12 protein-coding genes and 1 other RNA gene are annotated in these 13,122 nt (G+C 58.3%); 6 read left to right on the top strand and 7 right to left on the bottom strand.

Annotated elements, in window-relative coordinates:
* Positions 1–80 precede the first annotated feature (80 nt).
* A complete protein-coding gene (locus FIL88_RS05110) occupies positions 81–1,289 on the bottom strand; it encodes an SAM-dependent methyltransferase (RefSeq protein ID WP_142852710.1) in 1,209 nt (402 codons plus the stop codon).
* 150 nt (positions 1,290–1,439) lie between these two features.
* The gene (locus FIL88_RS05105; RefSeq protein WP_142852709.1) at positions 1,440–2,666 is read right to left on the bottom strand and encodes an aminotransferase class V-fold PLP-dependent enzyme; all 1,227 of its coding nucleotides are present in this window, start codon (positions 2,664–2,666) and stop codon (positions 1,440–1,442) included.
* A 349-nt stretch (positions 2,667–3,015) separates the two neighbouring features.
* On the opposite strand from FIL88_RS05105, the gene FIL88_RS05100 reads away from it, so the two are divergent.
* Positions 3,016–4,842 carry a BCCT family transporter gene (locus FIL88_RS05100; protein WP_142852708.1) on the top strand — a complete coding sequence of 609 codons (1,827 nt, stop codon included), beginning with the start codon at positions 3,016–3,018 and terminating at the stop codon, positions 4,840–4,842.
* Between the two features lie 52 nt (positions 4,843–4,894).
* On the opposite strand, the gene FIL88_RS05095 is transcribed toward FIL88_RS05100, so the two are convergent.
* The 5 genes from FIL88_RS05095 to FIL88_RS05075 are packed head-to-tail and all read right to left on the bottom strand — an operon-like array spanning position 4,895 to position 8,739.
* A complete protein-coding gene (locus FIL88_RS05095) occupies positions 4,895–5,224 on the bottom strand; it encodes a contact-dependent growth inhibition system immunity protein (RefSeq protein WP_142852707.1) in 330 nt (109 codons plus the stop codon).
* Entirely contained in the window at positions 5,217–6,209 is a 993-nt protein-coding gene (gene acuI / locus FIL88_RS05090) for an acryloyl-CoA reductase (RefSeq protein WP_142852706.1), read from the bottom strand. Before acuI ends, FIL88_RS05095 begins: the two co-directional genes overlap by 8 nt.
* A gap of 10 nt (positions 6,210–6,219) precedes the next feature.
* Positions 6,220–7,320: a dimethylsulfoniopropionate demethylase gene (locus FIL88_RS05085; RefSeq protein ID WP_142852705.1), complete on the bottom strand. Its 1,101-nt coding sequence runs from the start codon at positions 7,318–7,320 to the stop codon at positions 6,220–6,222.
* A 32-nt stretch (positions 7,321–7,352) separates the two neighbouring features.
* The gene (locus FIL88_RS05080; protein ID WP_142852704.1) at positions 7,353–7,985 is read right to left on the bottom strand and encodes a DUF1326 domain-containing protein; all 633 of its coding nucleotides are present in this window, start codon (positions 7,983–7,985) and stop codon (positions 7,353–7,355) included.
* A 1-nt stretch (position 7,986) separates the two neighbouring features.
* The gene (locus tag FIL88_RS05075) at positions 7,987–8,739 is read right to left on the bottom strand and encodes a DUF2182 domain-containing protein (RefSeq protein WP_142852703.1); all 753 of its coding nucleotides are present in this window, start codon (positions 8,737–8,739) and stop codon (positions 7,987–7,989) included.
* A 128-nt stretch (positions 8,740–8,867) separates the two neighbouring features.
* Between FIL88_RS05075 and FIL88_RS05070 the strand changes: the two genes are divergently transcribed.
* The 5 genes from FIL88_RS05070 (at position 8,868) to chrA (ending at position 13,115) form a co-directional block, all read left to right on the top strand.
* Positions 8,868–9,614 (top strand): FadR/GntR family transcriptional regulator, encoded by a 747-nt coding sequence (locus tag FIL88_RS05070; RefSeq protein ID WP_142852702.1) that lies wholly within the window; start codon positions 8,868–8,870, stop codon positions 9,612–9,614.
* 42 nt (positions 9,615–9,656) lie between these two features.
* Positions 9,657–10,370: a DUF1287 domain-containing protein gene (locus tag FIL88_RS05065; protein ID WP_142852701.1), complete on the top strand. Its 714-nt coding sequence runs from the start codon at positions 9,657–9,659 to the stop codon at positions 10,368–10,370.
* Between the two features lie 187 nt (positions 10,371–10,557).
* Positions 10,558–10,910: a transfer-messenger RNA gene (gene ssrA, locus FIL88_RS05060) on the top strand.
* A 142-nt stretch (positions 10,911–11,052) separates the two neighbouring features.
* On the top strand, positions 11,053–11,868 hold the full coding sequence (locus FIL88_RS05055) for a chromate resistance protein ChrB domain-containing protein (protein WP_142852700.1): 816 nt from the start codon (positions 11,053–11,055) through the stop codon (positions 11,866–11,868).
* Positions 11,865–13,115: a chromate efflux transporter gene (gene chrA, locus FIL88_RS05050; protein WP_142852699.1), complete on the top strand. Its 1,251-nt coding sequence runs from the start codon at positions 11,865–11,867 to the stop codon at positions 13,113–13,115. Before FIL88_RS05055 ends, chrA begins: the two co-directional genes overlap by 4 nt.
* Positions 13,116–13,122: the final 7 nt, after the last annotated feature.

Raw genomic sequence — 13,122 nt, 5'->3', positions numbered from 1 at the left:
CTTTCTGCCCTCTTTGTGTGTCAGGTCTTCAGGATTACTTATAGCCACAATATGACATAAAGTTCGGTAGTTGCACCGATTTATCCAGAAGGACGGGCCACCGTCAACTGAACGACGTCACAACTGCCGGAATGGAACGCCGCGGCACAGGAAGTGAGGTAAAAGTTCCACATCCGACGGAACTTGTCGTCAAACCCCATGAGGGCAATGTTTGCCCAGCTTGCGTTAAACCGCTCAAACCAGCGACGCAGGGTGACCGAGTAGCTTTCACCGAATTCGATCCGGTTACGCGTGTCCAACCCTGCCTTCGCCACCTCATCCTGCAATATCGTCTTTGACGGCAGCATTCCACCGGGGAAGATGTATTTCTGAATGAAATCAACCCCCTTGCGATAGGCAGCAAACCGGCGCTCGGCGATGGTGATGATCTGAAGTGTTGCTTTCGCACCGGGCTTCAAACAGGACTTTACCGTTTCAAAATAGATGGGCCAGTATTTCTCACCGACAGCTTCAAACATCTCGATCGAGGCGATTCCGTCATACTGCCCGGTTTCGTCACGGTAATCCTGCAGCTTGATCTCGACCATATCGGACAGGCCTGCCTTCTCCAGCCGCTCGACCGCGAAATCGTGCTGTTCTTGGCTGATGGTCAACCCGGTGACACGGATCCCTTTGCGGGCAGCATGTTCCGCAAAGCCCCCCCAGCCACAGCCAATTTCCAGAACATGATCGCCCGGCGTCACGCCCATCTCGTCGATCATCGACGCGTATTTCTCTTCCTGAGCGCGCTCAAGGCTTTCTTGCCCAGTGCGAAACAGCGCGGACGAATACGTCATGGTATCATCCAGCCACAAGCCATAGAAATCATTACCTAAATCGTAATGAGCCGAGATGTTCTTCTTCGCCTGTTTCTTGGTATTTTCCCGCATCAGGTGGCGCATCCGCTCGTAAGCACGCAGGAATATCTGGCCCGGAAAGCCGTCATAGACCATGTCATTGTCATCCTGCACCAAATCCAGAAAGGCCTGAAGATCCGGCGTGGACCACCCCCCCTCGATATAGGCGTCGCAAAAGCCAAGATCACCTTCGCGGATCAGGCGTGCAAAGACATCCGGGTCGTGCACATGCAGCTCGGCGACATAGCCCGGCTGCGCCCCGTCCGCGCGAAAGCGGCGTCCATCGGGCATCACAAACTCTAACCGCCCTTTATTCATTCGTTTGGCAACAGCAAAGACTTGCGCGAAATAGCGCGGCAGATCGGCTTGGTTTTTTGTATCGGTCAGGATCATGTCCCCTCCCAAAAACATATGAATGCTATGGGAAGGCTATGTCGTGGACAGGCAGGCTGGCAAGATGGCTGCTATGCAACTGCGGAAACCTGTTTGCAGGCGCAGTATGCCTATGGGTTGCCCCAGCCCGTTAGGACCAGGGCAGCAGGATCAGAGCACCTGGTCCAAGGCGTCGATCAATTTTGTGACCTCTTCGGCGCTGGTATAATGCGTGAAACTGACGCGCAGGACGCCGTGATCCGGGTCCACACCTTGTGCGGATAAGGCGCGCACAGCGTAGAAGTCGCCGCCGCCCGCCATGATGCCCTTCGGAGCCAAAGCAGCCGCCAGATCTTCGCCCTTCTGGGCCGATAAAAGCGATACGGTCGGCGCGCGATTGGCCGCCACAGACGGCCCAATCAGCCGGACCGAGTTCTTGGCTGACGCGTAATCCAACAAGGGTTGCAGCAATTCGACCTCGTGGTCGCGCATCAGCTTATGCGCGGATGCGGACAATTCGGCTGCGTCGCCCGTTGCGCCGTGATGCGTCGCCAAGGCCTCGATATAATCCGCCATCCCTGCGCACGCCGCGACCTGTGCGTGATCGGGGCCAGCTGGTGTAAAGCGCTTATACAAGCTGTCCGCGTTGAAATAATGCCCCTGATTTGGCAGCGCCTGCCCCAATGCGCGACGGATCACCATGATCCCCTGATGCGGGCCATAGGTCTTATAGGCCGAGAACAAATAGATATCCGCCCCCAGCGTATCCACGTTCACAAACCCATGCGGCGCATAGCTGACGCCATCAACGCAGCTATAGGCCCCAGCGGCGCGGGCCTTAGCGCAGATCGCAGCCACGTCGTTCAGCTCGCCTACCACGTTCGAGCAATGCGGAAAGCATACCAGCTTAACCTTCCCGTCACCCAAAAGTGCATCCAGATCTGCAGGATCCAAATGTCCGGTCTCGGGATCGACCTTCCATTCGCGAACCTCGAATCCCTCGTCTGCCAAACGCCGCCAAGGGCCAGAATTCGCCTCGTGATCCTGATTGGTCACAACGATTGCATCACCCGGCGTCAGGTGCTGCCGGAAGGCTTGCGACAAAACATAAGTATTCTGTGTGGTGGACGGCCCGAAAGACAGTTCGTCTGTCTTGACCCCCATCATGGCCGCAAGGCGCGCGCGCGCTTCGTCCATTTCCTCGCCTGCTAGGCGTGAGGCACCATAGGGCGCATAGGGCTGCACTTTGCGCTGCGTATAATAGCGGTTCAGACGATCCAGCACCGGCTTACAGGTATAGGACCCGCCTGCATTCTCGAAAAACGCCTGGCCCAGCAGTGTGGGTTCGGAAAAAGCGGGAAACTGCGCGCGCACCCAGTTGATGTCCAGTTCGGCCATTGTAGGCTCCTTCAGTCATGTTCGAGAGGTGCCTTTCAGATCAGAGCCACCCCAGATCCGGCAGGTCTTCCAGCCAACCCGTAACATTTCAGAACAACGGGCAGCCCTCGACAGATACGAGGACACGACCTGGCTAAACCGCATTGTTTTAAGCGTCAAGGCCAACAAGTTCTGCATACATTCGCACACCAAAGACACGGTCTCAAACCAGCTGGAAAACGACAAATTGTCGCATCTGAACACAATCCTGTCCGTTTTGGCGAATGTCGCTCAAACCACGTCCTTCAGGCTCATAAGGGGCCACTCGGAGCAACCGATTGAGCTAGGTAAACAATCAAGGACAGGGAACATGAGTATCAAACCACCTTTCACGGATCTTCACATTCCGAAGGCACCGTCAGGTTTTTACGAAGGCAACAGCCTCCCGATTGCGCTGATCTCGAAAGGGGTCATGGTCGCATTGGTGATCTGGGCACTAGTTTTCCCAGCAAACGCAAATTCCACCCTCGGTAGCCTGAACTGGCGCCTGCTTGAAGGGTTCAACAGCTTCTACATTATCATTGTAGGCATGTTTCTTTTCTTTCTGGCCATTGTGGCCATAATTCCGTCTACAGGAAGTCGCGTGATGGGACTTCCTGGTGAAAAACCCGAGTTCTCGAACTTCTCGTGGTTTTCGATGATGTTTGGTGCTGGTCTTGGCGTGGGCCTGATGGTCTTCGCAACTGCCGAGCCACTGGGCCTTTGGGGATCGAACCCTGTCATTCTGACCGGCGATGTCGCGCCCAACACACCAGAAAGCCTGCAGTCGGGATATCGCTACACCTTCCTACACTACGGGTTTCACGCTTGGGCCATCTACGTGATGACCGGCCTATCGCTGGCATATTATGCCTATACGCGTGATATGCCGCTGACCATCCGCTCGGCCCTGACCCCGCTATTCGGCAAATACGTGAATGGATTCTTCGGCCATATCGTAGACGTTCTGGGCGTTGTCGCCACCATTCTGGGTGTATCGGTTACCATCGGCTTCGGTGTCAGCCAGTTTATCGACGGCCTGTATGCCATCACCGGCATGGAGTGGATGATGGATATGTCGGGTGAAGCGCCTGCTCCGGGTAAGGTTGGCCTGATTACGGGTCTGGTCTGCATCATGGGGTTGTCGATCATCTCGGCTGTTTCTGGTGTTGGTCGCGGAGTGAAATACCTGTCGAACCTGAACCTCGTTTTGTCATTGATCCTACTGATGACTTTCATCATCTTCGGGTCGTTCTTCTTTGCGATGACAACGTATGGATCGGCCCTGATCGACTATATACTGCATATAGTGCAACTGTCCTTCGGTGCCTATGGCCCACAGCCTGCAGGTGACTTTGTGGCAAACCTGCCTGAAGCCGCCGCACCGTTGGCCGACGTCCTAAAAGGTGGCGCAACCAACGCTTGGGGCAGCTATGGTGGCTTCGTATCCGGTCTGGAAGGCGACGCAGCCGCTCTGCCCGAGGACGTCCTACGCGAAGTCTACGCTGCCGGTGAACCCGCCCGTCAGTTCGGCTGGCAGGCGGGATGGACCACCTTCTATTGGGCATGGTGGATCGCATTCTCACCTTTCGTGGGCCTGTTCCTAGCCCGCATTTCCAAGGGTCGCTCGGTTCGCGAATTCATCATCGGCTGTGTGTTCGCTCCGGCACTGGTCTGCTTTGCTTGGATGACTATCCTTGGCGGCACCGCAATTGATCTGGAGCTAAGTGGCGCGGCAGAAGGAGCTATCATTGGTGCATCGAACACTGCGAAGCTTTTCGTAACTCTGGGCGAAATGATCTCGGGGCCATTCCTGTCGGCCATCACCATCATGTGTGTTGTGTTGATCCTAACCTTCCTAGTCACCTCGGCAGACAGTGGCATCCTTGTGATGAACACCATCATGTCGGGCGGCGAGCAGGAAACGGGCATCAAACACCGCATCGTCTGGGGTGTCGTCCTGACTGCCGTAATTGGCACGCTGCTTCTGGCGGCAGGGGAAAACAACCCGATGGACGCGCTGAAAAACGCGATGATCATTGGCGCGCTACCCTTTACTGCGGTCATGGGGCTGATGATGGTGTCGCTGACCAAAGCGCTTTACCGCGACGGGTTGCGTGACAAGCACGCAGATGCTCAGGCAGAGCCGGCTGAGTAACGCAGCTCCAACATCTGAAAACAAATGCGGCGCCGGGTTTCCGGCGCCGTTTCTATGTCAGGGTTTGAAGCTCGGGATCATCTGGCCACCGCTTGGCCGCGGCCTCAAGCAGATCGCCGGGGTAATAGTCCCCCTCGGCCATGGGATCGTCCTGCAACACTGCCAGTGCAAAGGGCTTCAATACATCCGTGCCGATATCCTGCGATATCATCATGCGCAGGTTTTCAGTGGTGAATTGTCCAATGGGTTTCTTGCGTAGCGAGGCACATGTCGCCTCGATATAGGACGCGCAGCAGGGTGTTCCCCAGCGCTGCCCGTCAATCTCTTCCAGTGTTTTGTTGGCGAGGGGCGCGATCACGCGCCCCTCATGTTCTTCAGGCATTTACATCCACCACGACACGACCTTTGACACCCCCTTTTAGGATATCGCCCCCCAATCCGGGAAGGTCGCTCAATGTCGCAGGGGTGATCATAGCTTCCAGCTTGTCCATCGGTAGGTCATTGGCGATGCGCTGCCATGCACGCACACGGTTGTCATAGGGTTGCATAACACTGTCGATGCCCAGAAGGTTCACACCACGCAGAAGGAAGGGAATGACGGTCGCTGGCAGCCCAGCGCCGCCAGCAAGGCCCACGGCGGACACGGACGCCCCGTACTTCATCTGTCCCAAAACGCGCGCCAGCATATCACCACCCACAGCGTCCACACAGCCCGCCCATGTCTCGGCTTCAAGCGGACGCTTGGTGGTCTCGTTCAGTTCTTCACGTGCGACAATAGTGGTGGCGCCAAGCCCTTTAAGATAGTCCGCCTGATCCGGTCGGCCTGTGACAGCTGCGACTTCGTAGCCCAGATTGGCCAGAATGGCGGTCGCAACGGACCCAACACCTCCAGCCGCACCGGTAACCAGCACCGGTCCCTGCCCCGGCTTCAAACCATGATCCTCCAGCGCCATAACAGCAAGCATCGCGGTGAAACCCGCCGTCCCCACGGCCATCGCCTGACGGGTGGTCAGGCCTTCAGGTAGCGGCACAAGCTTGTCAGCCGAAATGCGCGCCTTCTGGGCATACCCGCCCCAAGACACCTCGCCCACGCGCCAGCCGGTCAGCACAATCTTGTCGCCGGGTTTATAGCGGTCATCTTCCGACGCTTCCACAGTGCCCGCATAGTCGATCCCCGGCACATGGGGGTAGTTGCGCACAAGGCCCCCGCCCTTGGCCGACAAGCACAGCCCGTCCTTGTAGTTCACGGTCGAGTATTCCACGGCGACGGTCACATTGCCCTCGGGCAGCGCGTCTTCACCGATGTCCTTGATCGACGCTTGGGCCAACCCCTCGTCATTTTGTTCCATTACCAGTGCTTTAAACATCGTCATGTCCTTATATCCAAAAAGTGTCATAGACGGTCGCCGCACGCGGTCCGTCTTGTGTCATCACATCCAGCTCGGTGCCCGTGTCCCAATGGGTCATCCGCACCATGCCAATCGCAACGCCAGTGTTAAAATCGGGCGAGTTCGCGGCTGAGGTCACCTGACCCACCTGCCGATCCCCATCCATAAGGGGCCACGCGCGGTCACAAGGTGGCACGCCGCCCAAAATTTCGATTGCGCGCACCTGTTGCACGGGGCCTTCCTTGGCCACACGCAACAGCGCATCGCGCCCCACGCAGCCCAGCGCACTTTCCGTGGAGCAAAACCGCCCCAGCCCGGCTTCGTGCGGTGTATTTTCGCGGGTCATATCGTTGCCATAGGACAGAAGTCCGCCCTCGACGCGCTCAATCCCGTTGGGGCAGCCCGCATGCACATCCATGCCCTTGCCAGCTTCCATAAGCGCGTTCCACAGCGGCATTCCGATGTCACTGCCTTCGACATAGATCTCGAAACCGCCCTGCTTGGAATATCCCGAACGTGCCACGACAAGGCTACGCCCCTGAAACTCCAGCCGTTTATAGCGGAAGAAGCGGATATCGCGCACAGCATCGCCAAAGACAGCCGCCGCCAGATCATCGGACAGTGGCCCCTGAATGGCCAAGGGCGACACGTCAGGTTCATCAACCAGAACGTCCAGCCGGAACCCATAAACCAGCCCCTTCACCCACATGATCAGATCGCTGTCAGCGATCGAGATCCAATAGCGGTCGTCATCCAGTTTCACAGCCACCGGGTCGTTCAGCATCCCGCCGGTCTCATCCACCATAGGGACATAGAAACACTGCCCGTCTTGCATCTTGGACAGGTCTCGCGGGGTCAGCATCTGGATCAGGCGGGCTGCATCGGGGCCACGCACTTCCACCTGACGTTCACAAGCGACGTCCCAGACCTGAACGGCGTACTTCAAGTGACGATAGTCTTCCTCCACCGACCGAAAGACGGTCGGCAGCAACATGTGGTTATATACCGTGTACCCTTTGACCCCGGCAGCTTCGACGCCGTCAGAGAAAGGGGTGCGCCGCAGACGGCGGGACGGAGAAATCAGGGCCATGGGTCGCGCTCCCGTGGGGTCCTCCGGCCGCGTTAGCGACCGGGGCCTTTCCAATCGATCTGGCAGATCTCGGCGGATTTGCCGTCAAAATCCCATACGCGTCCAAAGGCGCGCACGCGGGCCTCGTCTGCCTTGGCGACGGTGATATCCGGGCCCATCCAGTAGTTGGTGTTGGTGATCACCTGTTCAGCCCCGCCTTTACCCGGCACCGGCGTGACCGAGCCACGAATGGCTTTGCCGACGATCAGACGACGGGTGTTGCCTTCGGTTTCAAACGATACGGGTGCACGCTCGGCGCCCAAGAACTCACTGACCAGCATTTTGAACAAGCCGGTAGTGCCTTTGGCGGCCCCGGTAAAGATATGGCAAAGCGCTTCGAACGCCTCGTCATTGGCGCGATCATCGATATAGGCCGCTGCTTTCCAGTTCCCCCGCGCCATGCGGCCGGGGATTTCCAGTAGTAGACCGACATTCAGACCCGAAAGGTCCACGTCGCCATATTGACCGCTGTCGATGCGGATGCCCGCCCAGCCCATGCAGTAGCCTTCGGTCGGCGGGTGGTCGCCAAGACTGACCACGCAGGGGCAGAACACCGTGCAGTTACAGTTGAGGATCAGCTCCCCTTTGATGGTCCATTCGACCGTTCCTATTTGCGATCCGTCCATGTTATCCTCCCTGGACAAGCGCCACGATCCCACCCGCGATCAACGCCCAGCCCAAGGGGCAGGTCAGATAGCGGCCGAGATCCGGCAGTTTTTCAAAAATCATGATGAGAGTGGCGAGCCCCATGAAGGCGAGGTTCATCACCCCGCCCACGAAGCCCAAAAGCATCAGCGCCCAACAGCAACCAAGGCAAATCGCCCCCAAACGCAGGCCCAGCGCGACCGCGTTCCAACGGGTCTCGCGCCAATATTGCATGAAGAAGGTCATCGGCTGGCGGCATTGGCTCAGGCAGCGGTCCTTCAGGGACGAGAATTGATACACTCCTGCGCCGATCAGCAATCCGCCCGTCAGCCACGGCGAGATGCTTTGGCCCAGCGGTGACAGAAGCCCAGCGCGGAACAGTGCCAACTGCCCGGCAGCCGCGATGGCTGCAAAGCCCAGCCAAATCACCAGATAGCCCGCGACCAGTTCCAAAAACCCGCGCTGAGACCCGGCACCCGAAGCGATCATGTCGTCATAGGTGGCGAAGGTCGGCAGGGCCGTCGGGGCCATCATCGCGGCGGACATCACCGCCCACATGGCAAAGAGCCCCATAAACCCAGCCTTGTCAGGCTCGACCACGCAGAGCGAGCGCCAGAAGTCAGCACCATAGATGCGCGACAGTTCCAGCGCGTCGGGTGGCAGCGCCATCGCATACAGAAGCACCCACCCCACAAGAATCAACCCGAACAGCGCCAGCCAATGCGGCGCACCCATGGTTCTTATCCTTGACGAAACGGACATGCTTCCCCCATCTTGCGAGTCGGGATTGATAATGTCTGACAATTGCAAATCGAGCAAATGAATTGTCAGACAATTACGACAATTGTGGGATGTGACGCGGCGTGAAAACAGAACTGGACGAGAATAAAGACCTGTCAGCACAGATCGCCGAGGCCATCCGCGATGCCATTATCGAGGGCAACCTGATCGTCGATCAACGCCTGCCGTCCGAGGCGGAGCTGTGCGAAAAATTTGACGTAGGTCGCTCCACCGTGCGCGAGGCGCTGAAACGGCTCGCCGCACAGAACCTGATCCGCACCCAGCGCGGCGCCACGGGTGGGGCCTTCGTGAACCGCATGTCGTTCGAAGATGCCTATGACCAGCAGATCACGACCTCGACCTTGCTCCTATCGATGAATAGCGTGGACTTTGAAACTGCCTGCGAGGCGCGATACGCGCTGGAACGCTCTTGCGCGCCGCTCTCGGCCCAGCGCCGAACACCAGACCAATTGGCGACCATGCGTGCCGAAATCCACCGCCAATCCCAGCCCGGCCTGACAGACGAGGCCTTCTGCGCCTCAGACGTGGCCTTCCACCGGGCATTGGTGGATGGCGCGGGCAATCCAGTGCTGTCCTATCAACTGGCGGGTGCGGTCGAGGCGATGCAGCCCCTGATGAACATGATCACTTATACGCAACGGGATCGCGAGCGCATCGTGGGTCTGCATACCGAAATCACCGACGCGATCGAGGCGCAAATACCAGAGCAAACCGACGCTTCACTGCAGAAGCTTGCGCAATATACAATCGAGATGGGGCGTTCTCGATTGTCTGCGACAGCGACAGGCAAAACCTCGCCATCTGAATAGGCGCGGCTCGCCATTGGGGACAAAGGGTCCCATGATGCGGCAATGAGAAAACTGCTTCTTCCCCTCACACTAATTGCTTTGCCTGTTATCGGCTGGGCCGCCCTGCCACATCAGCACAAGCTGGTGGTGCGTGGGTTTCTCTACACCGCAACGTCGGCCAACCCACCTGCACCTAACAGCAGTGGGCCTGATTCCGTTACCCAATCGCGCCCCATATCTGAATGGTCCCAAGCCCTGATCACCGCCGCGCGCAGCCAGATTGGCGTAACCACGCGCTATAGCGGGGCCTATGTGCGACTTGCCTATCCTAACGGAGACGTCGACCGCCAAACCGGGGTTTGCACCGATGTCATTGTACGCGCCTTGCGTGACGCCCACGGGGTCGATTTGCAAAAGACCGTGCATGAAGACATGGCCCGCAATTTCAACGCCTACCCCAAGAACTGGGGACTTACCCGTCCCGATAAGAATATCGATCACCGCCGCGTTCCAAATCAACAGCGCTTCTTTCAGCGCAAGGGCATGGATATGGCCGTGACGCAAAACCCTGCCGATTATCAGCCCGGAGATTTGGTCACCTGGACCGTCAGCGGCACCCTGCCGCACATTGGCATCCTGTCGGACCGCATGAACCGCGCGGGCACGCATCCTCTGGTGATCCACAATATTGGAGCCGGCACACACGAAGACGATATTTTGTTCGCTTTCCCAATAACGGGGCACTATCGGCTGACTGCGGATCTGGGCAGAGATTGATAGCGGCTTGCATCAACGTTTCACCAACCTCAGAGACTTAGCTAACTTTGGAAAGACACTGCTATGAACACTTCTTAGCAGACCCTCCATCAGCATTTGTTGGACGATTAATGTTGGTTTGGGCGACTTCGCCCATTCTAGTTTCCATTGCAAAAATCAGACCATAGGGCACGAAACTTTCCGTTTTCCCCTTTCAAAGCACATCCACCATATTTATATGTTGCCTGTCCCCTCGGGGACTATGGACATAAACGCGCTCGTAATAAGCGGATCGGACCCGGGGGCGGTACCCGGCGTCTCCACCAAACATCCTTCATTTGGGGATCATGGGGACGAAATAGGATCGACGGACGTCTAAAGGGGTTAGCTTTGTTTCGGTGAGATACCACCGTTATCGGTTCATTTAAGCTAGTTGCAAATGACAACAAAGCTCCGGCTATGGCTCTGGCTGCGTAAGCAGTTCGGGTTGCCGAAACTAAGTCCCTTGGCCTAGCCGCCTTGGGCGGGGTTCGCAGGTACCTGGCAACAGAAACCTGCACTTCCATTTCTTAGGCACCTCAAGACCTTGACCCCTGCCCCTTGGGTCTGGCACAAACTGCCTATGGGGTTCGCGTGACCACCCCGTGAGGCCAAGGCTCAAGGTTCGCATCCATCACCAAGCCCGTTTGAAGGATGCCCAGCCATGCCTGCTTTTGCAGAAATATCCCCCGCCCAGCTGATGCGCTTGATCGGCACGCCCGACGCGCCGGTTTTAATAGATGTCTCGATCGACGAGAACTTTGACGCCGACCCGTTTCTGGTCCCCGGCGCGGTCCGCCATCCACACACTGATATCCGCACCTTGCTGCCTTCCTTGGGGGACCGCCCCGTTGTCACGATTTGCCAGAAAGGCGGGAAGCTAAGCCACGGAGCGGCCGCGATATTGCGAGACGCCGGATTGCGAGCCGAGGTTTTGGCAGGCGGCAACTATGGATGGCGCGACGCCAAACTGCCGCGCATCCCTGCGGCCTCGATCCCAGCCAAACAGGGCGGCGCCACGCTTTGGGTCACCCGTCACCGCCCCAAGATCGACCGCATCGCCTGCCCGTGGCTGATCCGTCGCTTTGTCGACCCGGACGCGCGGTTCCTGTTTGTCCCGCCGGCGCAGGTCGTGGATGTGGCCGCGCGCTATGACGCCACCCCGTTCGATATCGAGGACACGTTTTGGTCCCATCGCGGCCCACGATGCAGCTTTGACACGATGATCGAGGAGTTTGCGCTGGCTACCCCCGCCCTGTCCCGTCTGGCGGATGTCGTGCGCGCGGCGGACACCAACCGGCTTGCCGAGGTGCCCGAGGCCGCAGGGCTGCTGGCGCTTTCGGTCGGGTTGTCGCGGCAATATAAAAGCGACACCGAACAGCTGGACGCGGCGATGCCCTTCTATGATGCGCTCTATCGCTGGGCGCGCGACGGGGCGGACGAAACCCATGACTGGCCCGACAACCGGGGGACAAAATGACACCTCCCAGCTTGGCGGAGCTGACCCGCATTTTCACCCGCATTGGCCTGATGTCCTTTGGCGGACCTGCGGCGCAGATTGCGGTCATGCATAAAGAGTTGGTGGAAGAACGCCCGTGGCTGAACGAGGATCAGTTCCTGCGCGCCCTGTCCTTTTGCATGCTCTTGCCCGGCCCGGAAGCCATGCAGCTGTGCACCTATGCGGGCTGGCGGTTGCGTGGCACGTTGGGCGGGTTGATCGCCGGACTGCTGTTCGTCCTGCCCGGAGCTGCCGTCATGTTTGCGCTGGTTCTAGCCTATGCGAACTGGGGCAACATCCCAGCGGTCGAGGCTCTTTTCCTTGGGATCAAGGCCACCGTTGTTGTGGTGGTCCTGCAAGCCCTGTGGCGGTTGGGGCGAAAGACCCTGAAGCGCCCGTTGCATTGGATCATCGCTTTGATGGCCTTCGTGGCGCTTTACCTGTTCGGCCTGCCCTTCCCACTGGTCATTGCCATGGCAGCGCTGTTTGGCGCTTTGCGCCCTGTCTCTTCAAGCACCACCGTGCCAGCACCTACCCCACAAAGCCGCACCACACTGTCCACCATCGCCCTTTGGGGCGGGCTCTGGATCGCCCCTATCGCTCTGGCATTTGTGGTGGGCGCAGATTTCCTTGTGGATGTGGGGCTTTTCTTCTCGCAACTGGCCGTGGTCAGCTTTGGCGGCGCCTATGCAGTGCTGGCCTATATGGCGCAAGCCGCGGTCGAGGCCGAGGGCTGGATCAGCGCAGGACAGATGGTTGATGGGCTGGGGTTGGCCGAGACGACGCCCGGTCCCCTGATCCTTGTCACACAGTTTGTGGGTTTCATGGCAGGCTACAACCTGGCAGGCGTCGGTTTGGCCTTCGCTGCAGGGCTGATGACGCTTTGGACCACCTTCATGCCCTGCTTCCTGTGGATCTTCACCGCAGCCCCCCATGTAGAATGGCTGACAAGCCAACCCCGGCTAGATGCTGCCTTGCGTGCCATTACCGCTGCCATCGTGGGCGTCATCGCCAATCTGATGCTGTGGTTCGCACTGAACGTCTTTTTCGACCAGACCCAACCCATCTGGGACGGCCTGCCCGGTGCACGCCCTATCTTATCAAGCGTAGACCCGATGGCCGCCGGGCTTTGCGCATTATCCGCACTGTTGCTGACGCGCCTGTCGCTTCCGCTCACGCTGATGTGTATGGCGCTGGCAGGATTAACCGGCAATCTATTGATCTTCTAATCACTTC

This window comes from Aliiroseovarius halocynthiae, from assembly GCF_007004645.1.
Classification (GTDB): domain Bacteria; phylum Pseudomonadota; class Alphaproteobacteria; order Rhodobacterales; family Rhodobacteraceae; genus Aliiroseovarius; species Aliiroseovarius halocynthiae.
This window is presented reverse-complemented; position numbering and strand designations above follow the sequence as displayed.

What these genes read in the sequence shown, in the direction of transcription:
- FIL88_RS05110 (WP_142852710.1), bottom strand. Translation starts at nt 1,289, where the DNA reads ATGATCCTGACCGATACAAAAAACCAAGCCGATCTGCCGCGCTATTTC.
- FIL88_RS05105 (WP_142852709.1), bottom strand. Translation starts at nt 2,666, where the DNA reads ATGGCCGAACTGGACATCAACTGGGTGCGCGCGCAGTTTCCCGCTTTT.
- FIL88_RS05100 (WP_142852708.1), top strand. Translation starts at nt 3,016, where the DNA reads ATGAGTATCAAACCACCTTTCACGGATCTTCACATTCCGAAGGCACCG.
- FIL88_RS05095 (WP_142852707.1), bottom strand. Translation starts at nt 5,224, where the DNA reads ATGCCTGAAGAACATGAGGGGCGCGTGATCGCGCCCCTCGCCAACAAA.
- acuI (WP_142852706.1), bottom strand. Translation starts at nt 6,209, where the DNA reads ATGTTTAAAGCACTGGTAATGGAACAAAATGACGAGGGGTTGGCCCAA.
- FIL88_RS05085 (WP_142852705.1), bottom strand. Translation starts at nt 7,320, where the DNA reads ATGGCCCTGATTTCTCCGTCCCGCCGTCTGCGGCGCACCCCTTTCTCT.
- FIL88_RS05080 (WP_142852704.1), bottom strand. Translation starts at nt 7,985, where the DNA reads ATGGACGGATCGCAAATAGGAACGGTCGAATGGACCATCAAAGGGGAG.
- FIL88_RS05075 (WP_142852703.1), bottom strand. Translation starts at nt 8,739, where the DNA reads ATGGGTGCGCCGCATTGGCTGGCGCTGTTCGGGTTGATTCTTGTGGGG.
- FIL88_RS05065 (WP_142852701.1), top strand. Translation starts at nt 9,657, where the DNA reads ATGAGAAAACTGCTTCTTCCCCTCACACTAATTGCTTTGCCTGTTATC.
- FIL88_RS05055 (WP_142852700.1), top strand. Translation starts at nt 11,053, where the DNA reads ATGCCTGCTTTTGCAGAAATATCCCCCGCCCAGCTGATGCGCTTGATC.
- chrA (WP_142852699.1), top strand. Translation starts at nt 11,865, where the DNA reads ATGACACCTCCCAGCTTGGCGGAGCTGACCCGCATTTTCACCCGCATT.